The sequence below is a fragment of the Leifsonia sp. 2MCAF36 genome (genome assembly GCF_052115525.1).
In the GTDB taxonomy this organism is placed as follows: domain Bacteria; phylum Actinomycetota; class Actinomycetes; order Actinomycetales; family Microbacteriaceae; genus Leifsonia.
The window spans coordinates 307,443-328,661 of record NZ_JBFRGV010000004.1; the positions used below are offsets into that span (position 1 = coordinate 307,443).

Sequence of the window (21,219 nt, forward strand, 5' to 3'; positions counted from 1 at the left end):
GTGTTCGTCTTCCTCGGAGGCGCACTGGGCACAGCGGTGCGGTATCTGCTCACACTGTCCGTGCCTCCGGTGGCCGGCGTTCCGCTGATCACCTTCCTGATCAACGTGACCGGCGCTTTCGTGCTCGGCTGGCTGCTGCAGACGCTCGCCCTGCACGGGCCGGATGAAGGCCCACGTCGGGACCTGCGCCTGTTCGCCGGGACCGGCATCCTCGGCGGCTACACCACCTACAGCTCGCTGGCGGTGGACACCGACGGTCTGATCGCCGCGCAGAGCGTCGGACTCAGCATCCTGTACGCCGCCGCCACGATCGTCGTGGGTGCTGTCGCCTCGGTGGCGGGCATCGCGCTGGCGTCGGCGATCGCCCGGCGGCAGGCCGCTCGGGGGCGCGGGTGACCGCGCTGCTGGTGGTCGCGGTCGCTGCGGCGGGAGGCGTCGGGGCGGTGACCCGGCTCGTGTTCGACGGCGCCCTGCGCTCCTGGCTGCGTGCCGGTTTCCCGATCGGCACGACCATCATCAACGTGACGGGGTCGTTCCTGCTGGGCCTGGTGACCGGGCTGGCGCTCGTGCACGGGCTGCCGCCGGAGTGGCGCGCGGTGCTCGGGACCGGCTTCCTGGGCGGGTACACCACGTTCAGCACCGCCAGCTACGAGACCGTCCGGCTGGCGCAGCAGCGCCGGTACCGTGCCGCGCTGGTCAACGGCGTCGGGATGCTCGCGCTCGCGCTCGCCGCTGCCGGGCTCGGCCTGTGGCTGGGCCAGCTGGCCTAGGTCGCCGGGTCAGCCCTGGTCGGGCTCCTGCTCCATCCACCATTCGGTGAACTCCTCTGCGCGGCCGTCGGAGGCCAGGCGGATGATCCACAGATTGCTGTAGATGGGGCCGTCGCGGTAGTCGGTGACGCCCTCCACGAAGTACACCGGGCCGTCCTGGCCGACCAGCCGCCACTCGAACGTGACGGTGCCGGGGTCGTCCTGCGCATCCAGCCAGCCCTCCACGATCTCGAGGTGGCCGTCCCACGGCTCGGCGAACGGTTCCGTGCGGTAGCTTGCGTCTTCGGTGAACAGCGCCCGGATGTCGTCGGGTTCGTTGCTCTCCCATGCGCGCCGGTAGAGCTCGATCCAGTTGGTGATCGCGTCCGCCATTCACCCGTTATACGCCCTGGCCGACACGCACCGCTACGCTGGGCCGCATGCTGGAGCCGTTCGCTTCGTGGTCGGAGTTCAACGTCGCCGTGGCGGGCGCGGGCGCGGCCCTCGGCGGCCTACTGATCGTTGCGCTGTCCGTCAACATCCGGACGATCGCCGAGTCGCGCGGCCTCGCGGCGCGGGCGGCCGCCTCGATCGCCGCCCTCATCCTGGGCGTGGCCTTGTGCTCCGCGGCGCTGATTCCCGGTCAGGTCCCGCTCGGGTTCGGCATCCAAGTGCTGCTCGGGACGGCGCTGTGCTCCCTCGTGGTCGTCCGTTCGGCGCTTGCCGTGCAACGGGATGGGGTACAGACCGGATTCCGCAGGTACACGGCGGAGCGCATCCTCCTGTTCTCGGCTGCTCCTGCCGTCTACGCCGTCGGCGGCATTCTCCTGGTCGCGCTACCAGGGTCGACGGCTGGTCTGGTGTTCGTCGCGGGCGCCACCATCCTGGCCATCGTCACCACCGTGCTGTTCTCGTGGATCGCGCTCGTCGAGGTGCTCCGCTAGCTCGTCGAAGTACTCCGCTAGGAGGAGATCAGGTCGCCGGCGCCCAGTTGCGGCAGTGCGTCCACCAGTGGCGCGAGCTCGGGCACCTGACGTGCGCCGTCGAGTGCGCGGGCAAGGGCTGCGTCGTGCACCGGACGGGCGGTGTCGAGCAGGGCGTGACCCGGCGCTGTGAGCTCCGTGTAGATGCCCCGGCGGTCGTCGTCGCACAGGATACGGGCGAGCAGACCGCGCTCTTCCAGCCGGTTCACGAGGCGCGTTGTGGCGCTGGGGCTGAGCGCGCTCGCGCGGGCCAGCTGCTGCATCCGCATGTGCCAGCCGTCCTGGCGGGCGAGCGCGTCGAGAACCGTGAACTCGACGACGGACAGCTGAACCGTTCGGCTGAGTTCGCGCTCCAGTTCGGCCTCGATGTAGCCGTGCAGTGCGGCGAGGGTGCGCCAACCGTGCGCGCGCACCTCGACGGCGTCGTCGGCGATGCCCATGGGTGCCTCCTCGGGAATTCGTTCGTGCGGTCGGTCAGACGGCGGGGTTGCGCCAAATAGTTGCGCGTGCAACTATTTATAGCGCGTCTGCAACTAACAGAGTAGCGCACCGACCCATGCATCCAGAAGGAGACATCCATGCCCGCTGGCCTGATCGCCCTCGCCCTCGGAGGGTTCGGCATCGGCCTGACCGAATTCGTCCTCGCCGGGCTTCTGCCCGAGGTGGCTGCCGACTTCCACGTCGATGAGGCCGCTGCGGGATGGCTGATCTCGGGCTATGCCCTGGCCGTCGTGGTCGGCGCCCTCGGCCTGACCGCCGCGGCGACCCGCATACCGCGCAAGGCGGCGCTGCTCGGCCTCATGGTGTTGTTCATCGGCGGCAACCTGCTCTCGGCGGTGGCACCCGACTACACGGTCATGCTCGGCGGCCGGGTGCTCGCCGCTCTCTGCCACGGAGCGTTCTTCGGCATCGGCTCGGTGGTCGCCGCGAGCCTCGTGGCTCCTGAGAAGCGGGCCCGTGCCATCGCCGTCATGTTCACCGGTCTGACAGCGGCCAACGTGCTCGGCGTGCCGTTCGGAACCCTCATCGGTCAAGCGCTCGGGTGGCGCTCCACGTTCTGGGCGATCACCGTCATCGGCGTGTTCGCACTGATCGGCGTCGCGATCCTGGTGCCCTCTGGTACGGGAGAGCGGCCTGCCGCCGGACTGCGCGGTGAGTTGTCGGCCTTCCGCTCGGGCCAGGTCTGGCTGTCGCTCGGCGCGACCGTGCTCGGCTTCGGCGGGATGTTCGGCGCGTTCACCTACATCGCCTACACGCTGACCGGTGTGGCCGGTTTCGCCCCAGGAGCCGTTCCGTGGCTGCTCGTTCTCTTCGGCCTCGGGCTCTTCGCGGGCAACTGGGTCGGCGGGCGCCTGGCGGATCGCTCCATCGACCGGACGCTGCTGTGGCTCCTGGGCGCCCTGGCGGTGGTGCTCGCCGGTTTCGCCCTGGTCGCCGGCCTGCCCGTCGGAGCCGTCATCGCGCTGGTGCTCATGGGTGCGTTCGGCTTCGCCACGGTGCCCGCCTTGCAGCTGCGCGTGCTGTCGTACGCTTCGCACGCGCCGACGCTCGCATCCGGAGCGAACATCGCCGCGTTCAATCTCGGGAACGCCGTCGGCGCCTGGATCGGCGGCCTCACGATCGCCGCGGGATTGGGGTACACCTCCCCGCTGTGGGTGGGCGCGTCGATGACGTTCGGCGCGGTCGTCGTGGTGGCTGCCGCAGCCGTCGCCGCCCGGCGCGGATCGTCGAAAGCCGGCCGCAGCTCGGCAGCCTCCGAAAAATCCGCGCTTCCTGTCTAGTAGAAGGAGGAGTACAGTCTCGCTCAACTCGAACGATCAGGGGGTGATCGTATGCCGGAGCGGGTCAGAGAGCCGCGCCGCAGCATCCTCTCCCCTGCGCGTGTTCTGCTCTCGTCGCTGATCGCCGGCGCCGGGCTGACGGTCCTCGGCTTCCTGGCGGGCGGGCCGGCCGCTTCCGCGGCAGACGCGCCACCACCCGGACCGGTCGGCGCGCTCGTGTCGAGCGCGACAGCCGGCGTCGGTGAGGCGCTGGGCTCGGTCACCTCGGCCGTTGCGCCGGCAGTGCCCGCTCCCGTGCAGAGTGTGGTCTCGGCTGTCGTCACTCCGGTCACCGAAACAGTCGATCAGGTAGCCGACCAGGCTCCTGTCGGCAGTGCGGTCGACCCGGTGGCCGCGGCGGTCGATCAGGTCGTCGCCGCTGTTCCGGTGGTCCGGGATGCGCTTCCGCCCGTGCCTGTCTCCTCCGCTACGCAGCCGGTCACCGGCACGGTGGACCAGGCGGTGTCGGATGTGGCGGGCGCGGTCGACACGGCCGTTTCGCCCCTCTTGCCGGTCGTCGGGCCGACGCCGGGATCTCCTGCGTCCGCACCCTCGCTCTCCGGCGCGGCAGCCGTCGGGCTGACCGAATCTGCTGCCGTTTCGGCCCTGATCGTGGTCGCCACAGCCGCTCACACCAGCACGCTCACGGCCCTCACCGCCGCGCCTCTGGCGCTGGGCAGCGCGTCCTCGTCGGCGCCCGCCGGCCCCCTGGGCGGCGAGCCGTTCGCTCCCGGCCGCGAAATTCCGGGCGGTCTGCCCGGAGGCGGTGCCGCCGGCTCGACCGGTGGTCCCGGCGGCCCGGGCGGAGCTGCGCCTTCCGCCGGGGTGATCTCCGATTCTCTCTTCGTACCCGCCTCCGTTCGGAGCGGGCTCAGCGGTCCGTCCGCGGACGATCACATCCCCGCGGGCCCCGTCGCCGACCACGACATCAGCCCCGACTGAGTGGGTCACGGCTGCCCTTCCGGCAGCACGCGACCAAGACCCGGCATCTGCATGCCCGGGCACCCTTCACTCATTCGAAAGGCTGACTCATGAATAAGTACGTATCCAGGGGGATGTGGTTGACCCTCTGTGTCGGCGGCCTGTGGCTCGCCGGAGCGACCGCCGCGAACGCGGCTGAGACCTCCGGTAGCGACGGTGTCGCAAGCGGCGACCAGGCTGTCGTCGGCGCCGCGGTCCCGGTGTCGCTCTCCGGCACCGCCGTCTCGGTGCTCGGCGACGCGTCGAGCGCCGACTCCACCGCGGCGGCCCCCGCCGCTCCCGCGGCACCCTCCGTGTCCGTCTCGCCCGATTCGGTCAGCGGTGTGCTGACCGGCGACCAGGCGGTGGCCGACGTCAGCGTCCCCGTTCAGGTTGCGGGCAATGCTGTCAGCGTCCTCGGCGACGCCGGCTCCTCGGGTTCCGATGCGTCCGCTCCGGCGGCGGGTTCGGGGTCGGGCACGAGCGCGACGTCCGCCGGTTCGGACGGCGTCGCCTCGGGCATCCAGGCCCCGGTGGCCGCGGAGGTTCCTGTCACCGCCGGCGGCAACGCCGTCTCGGTGTTGGGCGACGCGACCTCGTCGGGTTCCACGGCGACCTCGCCGGCGAACGGGTCTGGCGCGACAGCGACCTCGACCGGAACGGGAACCGGCAGCGACCTGCTGTCCGGCATCCAGGCTCCGGTGGGTGCGGCTGCGCCGGTGACGGCCGGCGGTAACGCGGTGTCGGTGCTGGGTGACGCTTCGTCGATGGGCGCGACGGCCGCGGCTCCGGCCGCGGGGAGCGGTAGCACGGCGACCGGCGGTGCCGGTTCTGGCGGCACCTTGTCGGGTGTTCAGGCTCCGGTGAATGCGGCTGCGCCGGTGACGGCGGGCGGCAACGCGGTGTCGGTGCTCGGTGACGCTTCGTCGACGGGCGCGACAGCCACGGCTCCGGCCGCGGGTGGCGGTAGCACGGCGACCGGCGGCACTGGTTCTGGCGGCACCTTGTCGGGTGTTCAGGCTCCGGTGAATGCGGCTGCGCCGGTGACGGCGGGCGGCAACGCGGTGTCAGTGCTCGGTGACGCTTCGTCGACGGGCGCGACGACCGCGGCTCCGGCGGCGGGCAGCGGCAGCACGGCGACCGGCGGTGCCGGTTCTGGCGGCATCCTGCCGGGTGTTCAGGCTCCGGTGGGTGCTGCTGCGCCGGTGACGGCGGGCGGCAACGCGGTGTCAGTGCTGGGTGACGCTTCGTCGACGGGTGCGACGACCGCGGCTCCGGCGGCGGGCAGCGGCAATGCGGCGACCGGCGGTGCCGGTTCTGGCGGCATCCTGCCGGGTGTTCAGGCTCCGGTGGGTGCTGCTGCGCCGGTGACGGCGCGCGGTAACGCCATCGCGGTCGTCGGCGACGCTTCGTCTGCCGGTTCGTCCGCCACAGGCCCGGCGACCGGCGGCTCCACGGCCGGCGGAATCACCGGCGGCACCGGCGGTGGCCTCCTCGGCGGCATCGGGCTCCCGATCGGTGTCGACGCCCCGGCGACTGTGGGCGGGAACGCCATCAGCGTGATCGGCGACAGCCAGACCACGGGCTCCACGACGACGCCGACTACTCCCACGACGCCGACGACGCCGACTACTCCAACGACGCCGACCACGCCGACCACGCCGACCACTGCGGTGACCGTGGCCACTGGTGGCACGGTGACGGCGTCTACGGGCGACGTCGCGCTGCTCGCCTCCGGCCGGATGTCCGCCGCCGCCCTTGCCTCCACCGGCTCGGACGACCTGGGTCTGGGTGCCCTGGGCGCGCTTCTGGCGCTCCTCGGCGTGATGCTCGCGTTCGGTTCTGCGAACCGGACGCGTCGCCACCACACCCGGTGAGCGCATCCACCCGCTGACTGCGGGTGAACGATTCCCGGCCGCGGGCAGCTCAACCGCCCGCGTGCCGGGATTCGTCGCGCCCAGGAGGCGGCGGCCGGGGCGTGGCGACCTCAGAACCCGATCGGTCGCCCGGGGGTGAGCGGGTCGTCGTTGCCCACGAACATCTTGCCGTCGTTGTACACGATCTCGCGGCGCTGGACCTCGGCCAGGAGCGCCTTGTTGATCATCTCCGACCAGCTGGTATCCCGCTCATTGAACGACGTCTGCCGGTATGCAGCTCGAGCACGGTTGCGCATGGCATCGGTCAGATAGAAGGTGATCGTCGTTCGTTTCTTGACGGGCTTGGACTGCGCGATGGGCCCATTGACGGCCACTCGGTATTCCGAGCTGCTCGCGGGGACAGGGGACTCCTCGGAGGGGCTGGATGCTGAGCCGTCCATGTCTCACCTTTCTGCATATCGGATGTCGATCCTCGATGTGAGATACACACTAATCGTTCCACCCCCGGAAGGGCCAGAATCGGCGGATCGTAAGCATGCTTTTAAGCCCTATGAATTCCTCCCTTGCCCAGGGTGGAGGGCGGTCAGTGCGAGAGCCGCTCCACGATGGAGCCGAACAGTTCAGGACGGCGGGCGGCGGTCGGCACGATCCGCGCGCGGAAGCGCGAACGCGAGGCCGCGACCAGTGCTGAGGTCAGCATGCGGAAATCCCTGGTCGTCGAACGCCACGCCCGCTCGTACTGCTCGGTGTTGCCGGTGCGGACGGCCGCGACCGCCGCGCGTGCCTGCGCGAAGCCCACGCGCATCCCCTCACCGGTGAGCGCGTCCACGTAGCCGGAGGCGTCTCCGGCCAGCAGCACCCGGCCGGAGGACCGCGCCCGCGCCCGCTGCAGCAGCGGGCCGGCGCCGCGGGGATCGCTCACCGCGTCGACACCGCGGAGGCGGTCCGCCAACTCCGGGATGCCGGCGATGACCTCGTCGATGTCCAACGGCCGGGGCCCGAGCACCGCGACGCCGACCGTGTGCTCGTCGACCGGCGTCACGTAGGCTTCCGCCCCCTCCGACCAGTGGACCTCGACGAGTGACGTCCACGGCTCCACCGCAAAGTGCTTCCGCAGCCCGAACCGGCGTCGCGTCCCCGGCTGGCCACGCCCGTCCAGACCCACCATCCGGCGGACAGGGGAGTGGAGGCCGTCTGCGGCGATCACCCACGGCGCATCGACGGTCTGGCCGTCGCTCAGGGTCAGGATCGCACCGGCGGCCTGCTTCGACACCGCGGTGACCTTCGCGTGGATGCGCTCGGCGCCGAGCTCGGCGGCGCGCTCGGCGAGGGCCTGATGCAGCACGGTGCGCCGCACGCCGCGGCCGGGACGGTCCGCGAAGCGGTGCTCGACGCGGGACTGCCCATCCACGTAGGCGATGCCGTCCAGCCGTCGGCCGGCCGGGTCGACGCCGATGCGGTGCAGTGCGGCCAGCGCGCCCGGCATCAGCCCCTCCCCGCACGCTTTGTCGATCGGGCCGACCCGCGGCTCGACGAGCAGCACATCCAGGCCGTCGATTCGTGCTTCGATCGCACACGCCAGGCCGATCGGGCCGCCGCCCACCACGACGACCTGCGGGTTCATGCGCTCGCCCGCGCCGGGAAGACGGTGGCGAGAACGCGGTTCTCGCAGCGGATCCGGACCACCAGCAGCCACGCGTTCAGCACGGTGAAGGCGACGGCCGTGATCCAGGCGGTGTGCACGAGCGGCAGGGCGAAACCCTCCACGACGACCGCCACGTAGTTGGGATGCGTGAACCAGCGGTACGGGCCGCGGGTCACCAGCGGCAGGTCCCGGACGACGATGACCCGGGTGTTCCAGCGGGGGCCGAGCGTGGCGATGCACCACCAACGGAGCGCCTGGCTCGCCAGTACCAGGGCCAGCATCGGCCAGCCGAGCCAGGGGATGAATGGACGTCCCGCGAACCACACTTCCGCCAGGCAGGCGAGCAGCAAGCCGGTGTGGAGGGCAACCATGGCCGGGAAGTGCCCGCGCCCGAACTCCACGCCGCCGCGGGCGAACGACCACTTCGCGTTCCGGGTGGAGACCACCAGCTCGGCGATGCGCTCCGCGCCGGTCGCGAGAACGAGAACTGTGTACCAGATCATCAGGAGGTCCAGCTTACGAGAGGGTCGAGGTCACGCAACGGCCGGTTCACGACGCGGGTTCGATGGCCACGATCGCGGGCGCAGCGCGCTTCGCGCCGTCCGCCCAGCGCAGTAGGACCAGTTCGCTGGTCACGCCCGGGCCGAGCGCGAAGAGCAGTCCGATGGTGCCCGGCGGGTGCTGGTCGAGCTGCTCGGCGAGCACATGCAGCACGGCGGCGGACGACAGGTTCCCGACGTTCGCGAGCGAGCGCCAGCTGGCGTCCAGCGCTCCCTCCGGCAGGTCGAGCGCCTCCGAGAAGGCCTCAAGAACCTTCGGGCCGCCGGGATGCGCGGCCCACGCGCCCACATCGGCCACCTCCAAGCCGTGTGCCGCGAGGATGCCGCGGGCGTCGCCGGCGAAGTTGCGTTCGATGACCTCGGGGACGCCGGCGCTCAGGACGATGCGGAAGCCCGTCCCGCCGATGTCCCAGCCGATCACGTCTGCGGTGTCGGGGTAGATGTGGCTGCGGGTGTCGACGACCTCGGGCCCCGCGAGCCCCAGCTTCTCCGCACGCGTCTCGCCGACCATCACCACCGCCGCGGCACCGTCGCCGAACAGCCCGCTGGCGACGATGTTCGCCATCGAGTCGTCGCTGGCCTGCACCGTCAGCGAGCACAGCTCGACCGAGAGCAGCACGGCCACTTCGTCGGGGTGCCCGGCCAGGTAGTCGTTGACCCGTGCGATCCCGGCGGCGCCGGCGACACATCCCAGCCCGAAGCTCGGGAGTCGCTTCACGTCGGGCCGGAGCCCCAGGCGGGCGACGAGCTGAGCGTCGATGGACGGCGCGGCGATGCCGGTCACCGAGGTGAACAGCAGGAAGTCGACCTCGGCGGGCTCGAGCCCGGCGGAGTCGAGCGCGGCGGTCAGGGCGCGTTCGGCGAGCGACGTGCCCTCCGCGATGAAGTAGTCGTTCGACTCCTGGAAGGAGGCCAGCGAGCTGTACTGTTCCAGGGGCATCACCAGGCTGCGCGTCTGCACTCCGGATGAGGCGTGGATGCGGCGCATCACCTGCTGCCTGGCCGGGTCGGAGGTGATCATCGCGAGCAGTGCGGCCGTGATCTCCCCCTGGCTGTAGCTCCGGGCGGGGAGCACCGGAGCGACCGACACGATTCGACTCACATGCGAAACGTACCACCGGCTCCTGCCGCCGACACCGGCGGTCGGCGGATACCCAGCGGCCGGGGCGGTGGTCTGCTCAGAGCCCCGGTCCAGCTGGTCCGGAAGGGTTTCTACAGTGCTTCGTCGCGGCGGTCCTGCTGGGCGTCCGAGACCGCGCGGACCAGCGGGTCGTGCAGCGGGTGGGCCGGCTCGACATCCATCACCTCTTCGACGATCGCGGCCGGTTCGGCCTCGTCGAGCAGTCGCTGGAGCTCGACACTCTGGCTGTCCTCCGGCACGTCGAAGCGCAGGGCAGCTCCGACCGCGGCGATGAGGGCGTTCGGGATCCCGCCGACGTACTCCGCGTAGTCCGCTGCAGGTCCGATGAAGCGGTCGTTGCGGCCGAGCTTGCGGATCGGTTCGCGGCCCACGCGGCTGACGTCGTCGACCAGGTACGGGTTGCTGAACCGGCCGAGGATCTTCGCCCGGTACGCGGCCAGTTCCTCCTCCGGCAGCCCGTGCTTCGCCGAGAGCGCCGCCGACGTCTCGCGCAGCGCGGCCTCGGCGGCTTCGCGTACCGCGGGGATCGCGATGGCTTCGCTGATCGTGGTCGCGCCCTGCAGGAACCCGGTGTAGGCCACCGTCGCGTGCCCGGTGTTCACCGTGAACAGCTTGCGCTCGATGTACGGGCCGAGCGAGTCGACGAAGTGGGCTCCCGGGATGTGCGGCTCGTGTCCCGCGAACGGCGTGCGGTCCACCACCCACTCGTAGAACGTCTCGACCGTGACGTCGATGCCCGCGTCCGGCGCCTGCAGGGGGACGATCCGGTCGACGGCCGTGTTCGCGAAGACGGCGCGGGCGCCGAGCTCCTCGCGCGTGTCGTCGTCCGGCAGACCGTCCATCAGCTCCGCGGCCAGCAGGTCGGATGCGCCGATGGCGTTCTCGCAGGCCATGACCGCGAGCCGCGCGGCGTCGTCAGCGCGCGCGGCGAGACCGCGGGCGATCACCGGGGCGACGAAGCGGAGGATGCGCGGGCCGACCGCGGTCGTGACGACGTCAGCCGTCGCGATCTCGGCGACCAGCGCCTCCTCGTCCGTCGCGCTGTTGATGGCGCGGAAGCCGGTGACCGTCTTCGTCTCCGACTCCTCGCCCACCAGGTGGACGCGGTACGAGTCGGCTGCGGCGAGGGCGTCGATCAGCTCCGCGTTGACGTCGGCGAACACGACCTCGTACCCGGCTTCGTGGAGCAGGAGCCCCACGAAGCCGCGCCCGATGTTACCTGCGCCGAAGTGGACGGCCTTCACGCTGCGCTCCTCACTCGTTCACGTCTCCCAGCAGCGCGAACAGGCCGTCTGCGTCCGGGGCGTCGAGCAGCTTCTGCACGTCGTCCTCCTCCGAGAAGAGGATCGCGATCTTCGACAGGATCTCCAGGTGCTCGTTGTTCTGGCCGGCGATGCCGACCACGAACCGCACCTCCTCGCCGCCCCAGTCGAGCGGCGAGGAGTAGCGGATGAAGGAGAGCGCGGACCGCTTGATCTCGTCCTTGGACTCGTTGGTGCCGTGCGGGATGGCGAGCCCGTTCCCCATGAAGGTGGAGACGGTGTCCTCGCGGTCCTGCATCGAGTCGACGTAGCCCGGCTCGACGGCGCCCGCCGCCACCAGCAGCGCACCCGCCTCCCGGATCGCGTCCTCCCGCGTGGTCGCGGAGCCCGCGGCCACGACGTTCGCCCGGTCGAGAATGGTGTCGGTCATTTGGTGGCGTCCTCCGTGGCGTGCTGGTTCTTGACGAGGTCGACGACCTCGTCGTACTTGGGGCTGTTCATGAAGTTGTCGACCGAGACGTGGAGCGAGTCCGGCGACTGCCCCTTCGCCCTGTCGGTCAGCTGCTGCTGGGTGATGACCAGGTCGGCCGTTCCGTCGAGGTTGCTGATGGCCTGGTTGGTCACCGTGACCCCTTCGACTCCGGCCTTCTTCATCTTGTTGCGGAGCACCGAGGCGCCCATGGCGCTCGAGCCCATGCCAGCGTCGCACGCGAAGACGATGTTGCGCACCAGTCGATCCGTGGCGTCGCCCTGGGCGTCACCGGTGTCGTGCTCGCCCTCCTGGACGAGACCCCCGAGCACCGAGGAGGACTTGCCCTTGTTGGCCTCGGTCTGTGCGACGGCCGCGGACAGGTCTCCCGCGTTGCCTGCCAGCAGGTCGCGCTTGCGGCTCGACCGCAGGACGATCGCCGTGAAGGCGAACGAGACGGCGGCTGCGGAGATGATTGCCAGCGCGATACCGAGCATGTTCGGAACCGGCGCCTGGGCGAAGATCGCGAACACCGATCCTGGTGCCGCCGGTGCCCGGAGACCCGTCTGGAAGGCCACGTTCACCGCGACGCCGGTCATGCCGCCGAGGATGGCGCCGATGATCAGGATGGGCTTCATCAGCACATACGGGAAGTAGATCTCGTGGATGCCGCCGAAGAACTGGATGATGAACGCGCCGGGAGCGGCCGCACGCGCGGCACCCAGGCCGAAGATCGCCCAGGCCAGGAGGATGCCGGCACCGGGGCCGGGGTTCGTCTCGATGAGGAACAGGATGGACTTGCCGGCCTGCTGCGACTCGAGCGTTCCGATCGGCGTGAAGACACCGTGGTTGATCGCGTTGTTCAGGAACAGCACTTTGCCCGGCTCGACGAGGATGCTGACGAGGGGGAGCAGGTGCACCGACACCAGCCAGTCGACGCCCGCCTCCAGAGCCTTGCTCAGTCCCTGGACCAGCGGCGCGATTCCGAAGAATGCGCCGATCGCCAGAAGGAAGCCGAGGATGCCGGCGGAGAAGTTGTTGACGAGCATCTCGAAGCCCGCCTTGATCTTCCCCTCCCAGATGCGGTCGATGAGCTTCATCAGGTAGCCGCCGAGCGGTCCCATGATCATCGCTCCGATGAACATCGGGATGTCGGTGCCCACGATCACGCCCATGGCCGCGATCGTGCCGACCACGCCGCCGCGGACGCCGTAGACCAGGCGGCCGCCGGTGTTGGCGAGCAGCAACGGAAGCAGGTAGGTGATCATCGGGCCGACGAGGCTGGCGATGTCCTTATTCGGGAAGGGCCCCTGCGCGATGAACAGCGCGGTGACGATGCCCCAGGCGATGAAGGCGGCGATGTTGGGCATCACCATGTTGGAGAGGAACGTGCCGAACCGCTGCACGTGCACGCGTGCGCTGGTGGGCTTCCTGGGGGCCGACGCTGTCGTCGACGTCTGTGTCGCCGATGTCATTGTGGTGTCTCGTTTCTGTTCTCGGGGGCTGGTGCAGGGAATCGGGCGGCGGCCGCGCGGACCGCCTCCCGGGCCTCGGCCGCGCCATCGGCGGCCAGGGCGGTCTCGGCCAGCGAACGTGCCTGGTCGAGGGTGTAGCGCTTCAGGGAGAGCCGCACATCGGCGAGAGCCGACGGCGACATTGAGAGGGTGGTCGCGCCGAGTCCGACGAGCACCACGGCGAGCAGAGGATCCGCCGCCGCCTCACCGCAGATGCCCACCGGCTTGCCGCTCGACGTGCCGGCTGCGCCCACCTCGCGGATCAGGCGGAGGACGGCGGGATGCCACGGGTCCTGGAAGCCGGAGACCGAGCCGAGCAGGCGGTCCGCCGCGAGCGTGTACTGGGTGAGATCGTTGGTGCCGATGGATGCGAAGTCGGCCACCTGCAGCACGCGGTCGGCGAGCAGCGCGGCCGAGGGGACCTCGACCATCACGCCGACCGTCTTGAGCCCGTATTCGCGGCCCAATTCGGTGAAGTAGCGGGTCTCCTCGACGGTGGCGACCATGGGCGCCATCACCCAGAGGTCGGCGTCGGTCTGCGCGTCCGCTTCGGCGAGCGCCGTGAGCTGCTCGCGCAGGATGTCCTCGTTGGCGCGCAGCGAGCGGAGGCCGCGGAGGCCGAGGGCCGGGTTGTCCTCGTGGGCGTCGTTCAGGAACTCGAGCGGCTTGTCGGCGCCCGCGTCGAGCACGCGGACCACGACCTTCCGGCCGCCGCCGAACGCGCTGAGCAGTTTGATGTATTGCTCGCGCTGCTGCTCCACGGTCGGCGCCAACCGCTGGTCGAGGAAGAGGAACTCGGTGCGGAACAGCCCGACGCCCTCGGCTCCCGCCGCGACAGCGCCCTCCGCCCCCTCGGCCGAGCCCAGGTTGGCGAGCAGCGGAATGGCTGTGCCGTCGGCGAGGGCACCCGGCTCCACGCCGCCCGCCAGGGCGGCGGCGCGCTCGTCGATGCCGTGCTGCGCGTCGGCCCGCTGTTCTGCGGTCGGCGAGACGGTGACCGTGCCGGCCGCGGCATCCACGACGACCACGTCGCCGTCGAGCAGCCCGTCGGCCTCGCTGGCGCCGACGACCGCGACGATCGCCTTCTCGCGGGCCAGGATGGCGGTGTGCGAGGTCGGTCCGCCCTCCTTCGTCACGAGGCCGAGAACCTTGGTCAGGTCGAGCAGCGCCGTGTCTGCGGGGGCAAGGTCGTGGGCGACCAGCACGAACGGCTGGTCGGAGTGCGGGACGCCGGGGGCGGGCTTGCCTTCGAGGGCGGCCACGACCCGCTGCGAGACATCGTCGAGGTCGCCGGCCCGCTCTCCCATGTAGCCGCCGAGATCCTTCAGCATGTCGCGGAATACGGCGAAGCCCTCGAACACGGCCCGCTCGGCGGTCGTGCCGCCGTCGATCCGGGAGGAGACGTCATCGGCGAGGGTGGAGTCCTCCGCCATCATCGACTGGGCTTCGAGCACGTCCGCTGCAGTGCCCTGGACGGTGGAGGCGCGTTCGCGCAGGTCGGCGGCCACCGCGGCGACCGCCTCCTGGACCCGCGCCTTCTCCTCGTCAGGGGTGCGAGTGCTGGCAGTGTCCGCCGGCTCCGGCAGCGGAGCCGACATGCGCAGGACGGGCCCGATGGCGACGCCCTGGCCGATGCCGGCGCCGCTCAGCGTGCGGCTGGTTTCGTTCCGTTCGGCGGCCATGATCAGGCGTCGTGGTCCGTGGCCAGGATCTCGGCCAGGTCGTCGAGCACGGACTCGCCGTCGTCGGCTTCGGTGGTGAGCACGATCTTGTCGCCGTGGTCGATGCCCAGCGAGATCACGCCCAGGATGCTGCCGGCGTCGACGGTCTTGCCGCCCTCCTTGGTCAGCTTCACCTTCGCGCCAGAGCCGTTGACCGCCTCGACGAAGAGCTTCGCGGGGCGGGCGTGCAGCCCGTGCGCCGATCCGACGGTGATGATCCGTTCAGCCATGGTTCCGATCTCCTTCACTCCGTGCCGGGCGGGTGGCCCGTTCGGTTCTCATAGTGCCGCCGCTTTCGCGTTGAGGGCCAGGTCCAGCGCTGTGTCGCCGTCGAGGGCGGCCGGAGAGACCGCAGGAAGCAGAGCGACGGCGGTACCGGTCGCAGCCGCACGCTGGCGCAGAGCAGGGACCGCCGCTTCGAGGTGGCCGCCGACGAGGAGCACGTCGATGCCGGCGAGGGACTCCAGTTCGCTGGCGCTGCCCGGCTCGACCACGACATCCTCACCGCGCATCCGGGCGGCACTGCGCAGCTTGACGGCGACGAAGGTGCTCGACGCACCGGCGCCGCAGACGACCATGATCCTCATCGATCCTTGCCTTTCGCGCAGTGCTGATGGAACGGATGGAACGTCTCACATGCTCGCCCCGGACACCGAAGCGCTTCCAGCAGCGTTTCTTCCGGGGGTGCGGAAACATCGCCGGAACTCCCGGCAGCCGGGCCGCGGGGTGGTTGACTCGTGGCGGAAGGTGGTCCCGGTGGCGCTCTCGGCGAAGCAGACGAGGATGCTCGACATCCTCGCGCGTCGTGCTGCCTGGGTGACGGCCGGCGAGCTGGCGCACGACCTGGGCGTGACGACGCGCAGCATCCGCAGCTACGCCGCCGCGCTGGGCGAGGTCATCGAATCGGGACCGAGCGGCTATCGGGTGAAACCCGACGCCTACGCCGCCTACCTGGCGGGCGACGGAACCTCTGAGGCCGGCACGGCCGGTTCGCCGCAGGAACGGCTGGTCTTCCTGGTGCGACGGCTGCTCGACGAGCCGGACGGTGTCGACGTGTACGAGACCGCGGAGAGCCTGTTCGTCTCCGACTCGACCATCGAGTCCGACCTCACCCGGATGCGCGGGCTGCTCTCCGGCACGGAGCTGTCGCTCGAACGCCGTGGCGGCACGGTGACCCTGCTGGGGCCGGAGATCGCCCGGCGGAAGCTGCTCAGCCGGCTGTTCCGCGACGAGATGCGGCAGAGCGTCGTCGATGTCGCGCGCATCCAGGAGGCGTTCGGCTCGCAGGGTCTGGCCGAGTTCAAGTCCGCCCTGGTGGCGATGCTGGATGCGCGCGGCTTCTTCGTCAACGAGTACGGGATCAACGATGTGCTGCTACACATGGCCGTGGCGCTCGACCGGGTCGCGAAGGACCGGGTGCTGCCGGCCGTGGAGGAGCCGGAGACCAGCGAGACCATCCGCTCGCTGGCGCACGACCTGGGGCAGCTCATCGAGCAGCACTTCGGCACCGCCCTGGATGTCACCGAACTCCGGTACCTCGCCATCCTGATGCGGACGCGGGTGATCGCACCGGGCGCCGGACAGGACACGGTGGAGGAGTTCGTGAGCCCGGCCGACCTCGACGTGGTCCGCGGGATCGTCGACCGCGCCTCCACGGAGTACCTCGTCGACCTGCACGACGAGAACTTCATCGTCCGGCTCACGCTGCACGTGCAGAACCTGGTCGCCCGCGCCCACGAGAACACGTTCTCGCGCAACCCGCTCACCCGCTCCATCAAGAGCTCGTACCCGATGATCTACGAGCTGGCCGTGTACATCGCGAGCCGTTTGCAGGCCGCAGAAGGCATCGCGGTCAACGACGACGAGATCGCCTACATCGCCATGCACGTCGGCGCGTACCTGGAGCAGCAGTCCCGCCGCCGGGATGCGGTCACCTGTGCCGTCGTCTGCCCCAACTACTACGACATGCACATCCTGCTGCGGGACCGGCTGGAGAGCACGCTCGGCGACGAGCTCGACATCACCAGCGTCATCACCTCGACCGACGCCGACTGGGAGACGATCGAAGCGGACCTGGTGCTCACCACGATCGACCCGCGAGGGCGGCGGGAGAACACCGTCATCGTGCAGCCGTTCCTGACGGAGACCGATGTGGAGCACATCCGTCAGGCCGCGTCGCGCATCCGGCGCCAGCGTCACCGCGCACGCATCAAGAGCGAGCTGCTGGAGTACTTCGACGAGAGCCTGTTCCTGCGCAACTTCTACGCGCGCGACCCGATCACGATGATCCGGGCGCTGGGGGACCGGATGATCGCGGCCGGCGCCATCGACCAGGAGTACGTCGACCAGTCGGTGGAGCGCGAGCAGATGTCATCCACTGCGTTCACCGACTCCCTCGCCGTGCCGCACGCTATGACGATGAGCGCCCGGCGGACCGCGATCGCGATCGTCGTCAACGACACCGCGATCGACTGGGGGGATGCGCGGGTCAACGTGATCGCGTTCATCGCGTTCTCGGCGGCGGGGCGGTCGTCGTTCCAGACGGTCTTCGACCAGTTCGTGGAGGTCTTCTCCGACCGTGAGGCCGTGCTCGCCCTGATCCGTCGGGCCGATACCTTCACGGCGTTCATCGACGAGCTGGTCCGCATCATCGACGCCTGACCCGCTCCGCCCTCGCCCCTGCCGCCCGCGCCCCTCCCGCCCCACCGTCGAGTACACAAAAACTGCACGCTCAGAACGTGCTGAGCGCGCAGAATTCGTGTACTCGACGGTGGGACGGATGGGTGGATGGGGTGGTGCAGCGGGTGCTACTGGGTGGCGGTGACGACGTAGGACACGGAGACGCCGGGAGTGCCGAGGGCAACCGTGTACGTGCCGTTGGTGAAGACCGCCTTGCTGTCCGTGGCACCGGGCTGCTCGGTGAAGCCCTTGGCCTTGAGCGCGGACTGGGCGTCGGCGAAGCCGGTCTTGCCCGAGGGCTGCACGGTCACCGCCCAGCCGTTGTCCTTGTCCCCACGGGCGACCAACACGGTTCCGTCGATGAGCGGGATGTCGCTCTTCGGGAAGTCGGAGGGCAGCTCCTCGGACTTCTTCGCCTCGGAGCCCGAGCCGGAGCCCGAGTTCGCCGTAGCGGAGGACGACGACCCCGGTGTCTGCGGGGTGACGTAGTTGGAGTTCCCGGCGGTGGAGCAGCCTGCGAGGGAACCGATGGTCAGGGCCGCCACGATGGCGGCCGGAACGAACGGGTTACGTGAGCGCATAGTTATCCCTAGTGCTGTATGGGTGCGGTTGTGCAACCACCTAGGTTACTCGTGCGGGGCCGGGAGCGCGTCCCCTGATCTGTCCGCTCTCTGCTCAGCCCAGCAGAAGCGCGCTGAGCTGGTCCGCCGAGTGGACCACTGCGATCGCGCCGCTCGCCTCGGCGGGCGAGCCGTAGCCCCACTCGACGAGGATGGTCGGCAGGCCGTGTGCGCCCGCTCCCTCGACGTCGTACTGGCGGTCGCCCACCATGACGGTGTGCTCCAGATCGACACCGCGCTCGCCGAGGCGGCGCAGGGCTTCTGCCACCACATCCGCCTTGGCGCTGCGGCTCTCGTCCTCGGTCGCTCCCGTGATGACGTCGAAGTACTGGGCGAGGCCGAAGTGCTCCAGGATGTGCGTGGCCTGGATCTCGGGCTTGCTCGTCGCGAGGGCGAGCGGGATGCCGGCGGCGTGCACACGCTCGAGGAGTCCCCGGATGCCGGGGAAGACGGCGGAGTCGAGGGCGCCGGTCTTCGCGTAGTCGGCGCGGTACACGGCGAGGGCCTCGCGTGAGGCAGGCTCGGTCATTCCACCGAACTTCTGCAGAGACTCGAGCAGCGGCGGGCCGACGTACTCGAGCAGCTGGGCGGGGGAGGGCACCGGCAGGCCGAGCGTCGCGAACATGCGGGCGAGGGAAGACGTGATGCCGGGGGCGGAGTCGGTGAGGGTGCCGTCGAGGTCGAACAGGACGCAGGTCCAGGTCCGGGTGACGGTGACACTGGGGGTCGGGGCGGGGGTCGGGTTGGTCATAGCGGTCCTAAGCGTATGTCAGGTATCTGAGTCTGGTGTCAACGCTCGCTGAGGGCGGATTCGATGTGCGAGCGGGCGACGACCATCGTGTGCTCCGCGCCCGGGTCGAACTGGACGGCGACGAAGTCGGCGGTGCGGATGAATCCCAGCGCCTCGAGGGCCGGGACGATCACCGCCTGCACCCGGGTGCCGTCGCCCTCTGCGGTCTGTGCGATCGCGGCGCGGAGGGCCTTCATCGACGTGAACAGCGGCAGCACCGCCTCTCCGGTGGTGGAGCTGATGGTGCGGAGGCGGGTCTCCTCCGGGGTCGAGCCCGTCACATCCACGACCAGGCCGCCCTTCGCCGCTGCAGCGAGCAGCGCATCCAGGTTTCCCCGGGACGGCTCGCTGGCGATGGCCGCGAGCGCCGTGCGCACCGGCGCGTTCTCGTAGCTCTGCGGAAATCGCCCCCCGGGAATGTTGGCTGGCTTCGGTCGTGCCATCAGAACAGCCTGCTGTCGCTGTCGTCGAGCCCGCGCATCGCGTCGTAGTCGAGGACCAGGCAGCGGATGCCGCGGTCCTCGGCGAGCGTGCGGGCCTGCGGTTTGATCTCCTGCGCGGCGAAGATCCCGGTCACCGGAGCCAGGTGCGGGTCACGGTTCATCAGCTCCAGGTAGCGCGTGAGCTGCTCCACGCCGTCGATGTCGCCCCTGCGCTTCAACTCGACCGCGACAGCCGCGCCGCCCGCATCCCGGGCGAGGATGTCGACCGGGCCGATCGCTGTCATGAACTCCCGGCGCACCAGCACGTGGCCGTCGCCCAGCAGGTGGATCTGCTCGGCCAACAGCTTCTGCAGGTGGGCCTCCACGCCGTCCTTCTGCAGGCCGGGGTCGATCCCGAGCTCATGCGCGGTGTCGCTGAGGATCTCGTGGATCGACACCACGAGCATGTCGGCGGTCTTCGCCTGGGAGACGCGCCACACCTCCCGGATGCCCGCCGCCAGCTGCAGTTCGTCCGGCTCATCGACGGTGAGGGTGCAGGGCGGGCTCATCCAGTTGAGGGGCTTGTACGAGCCGCCGTCGGAGTGGACCAGGACGCTGCCGTCCGCCTTCAGCATCAGCAGCCGGGTGGCCAGCGGCAGGTGCGCGCTCAGCCGGCCGGCATAGTCGACGGAGCAGTTGGCAATGACGAGACGCACCGGAACATCCTAAGTGCAACCCGGCGGACCGCGCCCGCCGCGCTGGCAGGATGGGCGCATGGTCAGCGAACTCCTCATCGGCACCTACACCGAGACACTCCCGCACGTCGACGGTCACGCCGAGGGCGTGCTCTCCGCCCGGTTCGACGGCACGGCCGTGATGGATGCGGTGGTCGCTGCGCGCGTGACGAACCCGTCCTGGGTGAGTGTCGCGCCGGGTGCCGACGCGGTCTACGCGGTGAGCGAGACCGAGCCGGATGGACGGATCGTCGCCTTCGCACGAGCTGCCGACGGGACGCTCACCGAGCTCGGATCCGTGTCGAGCGGGGGAGCGTCGCCTGCGCACCTGGTCGTGCATCCGACCCTCCCGTTGCTCGTGGCCGGGACCTACGGGAGCGGCACGTTCTCGGTCTTCTCCCTCGAGCGGGACGGCTCGATCGGCGAGCGCACCGCCTTCGTCCAGCACGAAGGCCGTGGGCCGGACCCCGACCGCCAAGAAAGCCCGCACGTCCACCAGTTGAGCATCGACCCGGTGACCGGGGATGTCGTGGTCGTCGACCTCGGGCTCGGCGAAGTGCAGTGGTACGCCCTCTCCGTGGACGGCACGGTCGCGCTGCGACCGGAGGCGACGGTGGTGCTCGGCTCGGCCGGACCGCGGCACCTGGACTTCCACCCTGACGGCAGGCACGCTCTGCTCGTCAACGAGCTCGATTCCAGCGTCGACGTCCTCCGTCGCGAGGGCGAGCGCTTCGTGCGGGTGCAGAGCACGACGACCCGGGCGGATGACGCCACCGGCGACAACGCGCCGGCCGCGGTGTGCGTCGCCGCATCGGGGACGACGGTGCTGGTGAGCAACCGCGGCGACGACACGATCGCGGTGTTCGCCTTCGACCCGTCCGCGTCGCGGGTCACGCTCGTGTCGTCGGTGTCGGTCGGCGGCAAATCACCGCGCGACCTGGTGATCGCCCCCGAGGGGGATCGCGTGCTCGCCGCCTGCCAGGACAGCGACGAGGTCACCGTCTTCGCGTTCGACGACGCCGAGCGGACCCTCCGCGCGCTCGGCGCATCCCCCATCCCGACCCCCGTGCGCCTCGCCTTCGTCTAACCCTCCCGCCCGGCCGAGCCGTGACTCGCTGCGCCTATTCCGCGGGCGGTTTCAGGTGGTGGATGCAACGAGGAGTTGGTTTAACCTGTTGGCTGGATTATGCCAGCCGAGGGTTTGCCGGGGGCGTCCGTTGAGTTGGCGGGCGATTTCGTCGAGGTCTTCCTGGGTGTAGTCGCGGAAGTTGGT

Annotated in this window: 24 protein-coding genes and 1 pseudogene; 8 read left to right on the forward strand and 17 right to left on the reverse strand. The window is 70.2% G+C overall.

Annotated elements, in window-relative coordinates:
• Window positions 1–396, forward strand: coding sequence for a fluoride efflux transporter FluC (locus tag AB4079_RS08770; RefSeq protein WP_441786899.1), 396 nt, complete (start codon window positions 1–3; stop codon window positions 394–396).
• Window positions 393–770, forward strand: a complete 378-nt coding sequence (crcB, locus tag AB4079_RS08775; protein WP_441786900.1) for a fluoride efflux transporter CrcB — start codon at window positions 393–395, stop codon at window positions 768–770. Before AB4079_RS08770 ends, crcB begins: the two co-directional genes overlap by 4 nt.
• 9 nt (window positions 771–779) lie before the next feature.
• Here crcB and AB4079_RS08780 read toward each other — a convergent pair whose 3' ends face one another.
• Window positions 780–1,142 carry a nuclear transport factor 2 family protein gene (locus AB4079_RS08780; RefSeq protein WP_441786901.1) on the reverse strand — a complete coding sequence of 121 codons (363 nt, stop codon included), beginning with the start codon at window positions 1,140–1,142 and terminating at the stop codon, window positions 780–782.
• A 47-nt stretch (window positions 1,143–1,189) separates the two neighbouring features.
• Here AB4079_RS08780 and AB4079_RS08785 point away from each other — a divergent pair, with 47 nt between their 5' ends.
• Window positions 1,190–1,693, forward strand: a complete 504-nt coding sequence (locus AB4079_RS08785) for a hypothetical protein (RefSeq protein WP_441786902.1) — start codon at window positions 1,190–1,192, stop codon at window positions 1,691–1,693.
• A gap of 17 nt (window positions 1,694–1,710) precedes the next feature.
• Here AB4079_RS08785 and AB4079_RS08790 read toward each other — a convergent pair whose 3' ends face one another.
• Window positions 1,711–2,172 carry a MarR family winged helix-turn-helix transcriptional regulator gene (locus AB4079_RS08790; RefSeq protein WP_441786903.1) on the reverse strand — a complete coding sequence of 154 codons (462 nt, stop codon included), beginning with the start codon at window positions 2,170–2,172 and terminating at the stop codon, window positions 1,711–1,713.
• Between the two features lie 138 nt (window positions 2,173–2,310).
• Here AB4079_RS08790 and AB4079_RS08795 point away from each other — a divergent pair, with 138 nt between their 5' ends.
• The 3 genes from AB4079_RS08795 (at window position 2,311) to AB4079_RS08805 (ending at window position 6,389) form a co-directional block, all read left to right on the forward strand.
• Entirely contained in the window at window positions 2,311–3,513 is a 1,203-nt protein-coding gene (locus AB4079_RS08795) for an MFS transporter (RefSeq protein ID WP_441786904.1), read from the forward strand.
• A gap of 51 nt (window positions 3,514–3,564) precedes the next feature.
• Entirely contained in the window at window positions 3,565–4,494 is a 930-nt protein-coding gene (locus tag AB4079_RS08800; RefSeq protein WP_441786905.1) for a hypothetical protein, read from the forward strand.
• Between the two features lie 89 nt (window positions 4,495–4,583).
• Complete coding sequence (locus AB4079_RS08805; protein ID WP_441786906.1) at window positions 4,584–6,389, forward strand: chaplin family protein; 1,806 nt, start codon at window positions 4,584–4,586, stop codon at window positions 6,387–6,389.
• A 110-nt stretch (window positions 6,390–6,499) separates the two neighbouring features.
• Here the strand turns inward: AB4079_RS08805 and AB4079_RS08810 are convergent, their stop codons facing one another.
• From AB4079_RS08810 to AB4079_RS08855, 10 genes are all read right to left on the reverse strand, one after another.
• Window positions 6,500–6,829 carry a ParB family protein gene (locus AB4079_RS08810; RefSeq protein WP_441786907.1) on the reverse strand — a complete coding sequence of 110 codons (330 nt, stop codon included), beginning with the start codon at window positions 6,827–6,829 and terminating at the stop codon, window positions 6,500–6,502.
• 143 nt (window positions 6,830–6,972) lie between these two features.
• Window positions 6,973–8,013 carry an NAD(P)/FAD-dependent oxidoreductase gene (locus AB4079_RS08815; protein WP_441786908.1) on the reverse strand — a complete coding sequence of 347 codons (1,041 nt, stop codon included), beginning with the start codon at window positions 8,011–8,013 and terminating at the stop codon, window positions 6,973–6,975.
• Window positions 8,010–8,537, reverse strand: coding sequence for an isoprenylcysteine carboxyl methyltransferase family protein (locus AB4079_RS08820; protein ID WP_441786909.1), 528 nt, complete (start codon window positions 8,535–8,537; stop codon window positions 8,010–8,012). The genes AB4079_RS08815 and AB4079_RS08820 overlap by 4 nt, the downstream gene beginning before the upstream one ends.
• 46 nt (window positions 8,538–8,583) lie before the next feature.
• Window positions 8,584–9,696, reverse strand: a complete 1,113-nt coding sequence (locus AB4079_RS08825; protein ID WP_441786910.1) for a type III polyketide synthase — start codon at window positions 9,694–9,696, stop codon at window positions 8,584–8,586.
• A gap of 110 nt (window positions 9,697–9,806) precedes the next feature.
• The gene (locus AB4079_RS08830) at window positions 9,807–10,979 is read right to left on the reverse strand and encodes a mannitol-1-phosphate 5-dehydrogenase (protein ID WP_441786911.1); all 1,173 of its coding nucleotides are present in this window, start codon (window positions 10,977–10,979) and stop codon (window positions 9,807–9,809) included.
• 10 nt (window positions 10,980–10,989) lie between these two features.
• Window positions 10,990–11,427: a PTS sugar transporter subunit IIA gene (locus AB4079_RS08835; RefSeq protein ID WP_441786912.1), complete on the reverse strand. Its 438-nt coding sequence runs from the start codon at window positions 11,425–11,427 to the stop codon at window positions 10,990–10,992.
• Entirely contained in the window at window positions 11,424–12,941 is a 1,518-nt protein-coding gene (locus tag AB4079_RS08840) for a PTS mannitol transporter subunit IICB (RefSeq protein WP_441786913.1), read from the reverse strand. The genes AB4079_RS08835 and AB4079_RS08840 overlap by 4 nt, the downstream gene beginning before the upstream one ends.
• Entirely contained in the window at window positions 12,938–14,662 is a 1,725-nt protein-coding gene (gene ptsP / locus AB4079_RS08845; RefSeq protein ID WP_441786914.1) for a phosphoenolpyruvate--protein phosphotransferase, read from the reverse strand. The genes AB4079_RS08840 and ptsP overlap by 4 nt, the downstream gene beginning before the upstream one ends.
• Before the next feature lie 2 nt (window positions 14,663–14,664).
• Window positions 14,665–14,931, reverse strand: a complete 267-nt coding sequence (locus tag AB4079_RS08850) for an HPr family phosphocarrier protein (protein WP_441786915.1) — start codon at window positions 14,929–14,931, stop codon at window positions 14,665–14,667.
• A 48-nt stretch (window positions 14,932–14,979) separates the two neighbouring features.
• A complete protein-coding gene (locus tag AB4079_RS08855; RefSeq protein ID WP_441786916.1) occupies window positions 14,980–15,288 on the reverse strand; it encodes a PTS sugar transporter subunit IIB in 309 nt (102 codons plus the stop codon).
• Between the two features lie 169 nt (window positions 15,289–15,457).
• On the opposite strand from AB4079_RS08855, the gene AB4079_RS08860 reads away from it, so the two are divergent.
• On the forward strand, window positions 15,458–17,362 hold the full coding sequence (locus AB4079_RS08860) for a BglG family transcription antiterminator (RefSeq protein ID WP_441786917.1): 1,905 nt from the start codon (window positions 15,458–15,460) through the stop codon (window positions 17,360–17,362).
• A 146-nt stretch (window positions 17,363–17,508) separates the two neighbouring features.
• Here AB4079_RS08860 and AB4079_RS08865 read toward each other — a convergent pair whose 3' ends face one another.
• The 4 genes from AB4079_RS08865 to nucS all read right to left on the reverse strand — a co-directional run bounded on the left by AB4079_RS08865 (window position 17,509) and on the right by nucS (window position 19,928).
• Window positions 17,509–17,961: a hypothetical protein gene (locus AB4079_RS08865; RefSeq protein WP_441786918.1), complete on the reverse strand. Its 453-nt coding sequence runs from the start codon at window positions 17,959–17,961 to the stop codon at window positions 17,509–17,511.
• A 94-nt stretch (window positions 17,962–18,055) separates the two neighbouring features.
• Window positions 18,056–18,751 (reverse strand): HAD hydrolase-like protein, encoded by a 696-nt coding sequence (locus AB4079_RS08870; RefSeq protein WP_441786919.1) that lies wholly within the window; start codon window positions 18,749–18,751, stop codon window positions 18,056–18,058.
• Window positions 18,752–18,789: 38 nt separating this feature from the next.
• Complete coding sequence (locus tag AB4079_RS08875) at window positions 18,790–19,233, reverse strand: SseB family protein (RefSeq protein ID WP_441786920.1); 444 nt, start codon at window positions 19,231–19,233, stop codon at window positions 18,790–18,792.
• The gene (gene nucS / locus AB4079_RS08880) at window positions 19,233–19,928 is read right to left on the reverse strand and encodes an endonuclease NucS (RefSeq protein WP_441786921.1); all 696 of its coding nucleotides are present in this window, start codon (window positions 19,926–19,928) and stop codon (window positions 19,233–19,235) included. Before nucS ends, AB4079_RS08875 begins: the two co-directional genes overlap by 1 nt.
• A gap of 58 nt (window positions 19,929–19,986) precedes the next feature.
• Between nucS and AB4079_RS08885 the strand changes: the two genes are divergently transcribed.
• Complete coding sequence (locus AB4079_RS08885; protein WP_441786922.1) at window positions 19,987–21,033, forward strand: lactonase family protein; 1,047 nt, start codon at window positions 19,987–19,989, stop codon at window positions 21,031–21,033.
• A 51-nt stretch (window positions 21,034–21,084) separates the two neighbouring features.
• On the opposite strand, the pseudogene AB4079_RS08890 reads toward AB4079_RS08885, so the two are convergent.
• Window positions 21,085–21,219: pseudogene (locus AB4079_RS08890) on the reverse strand (IS30 family transposase); the annotation flags it as partial.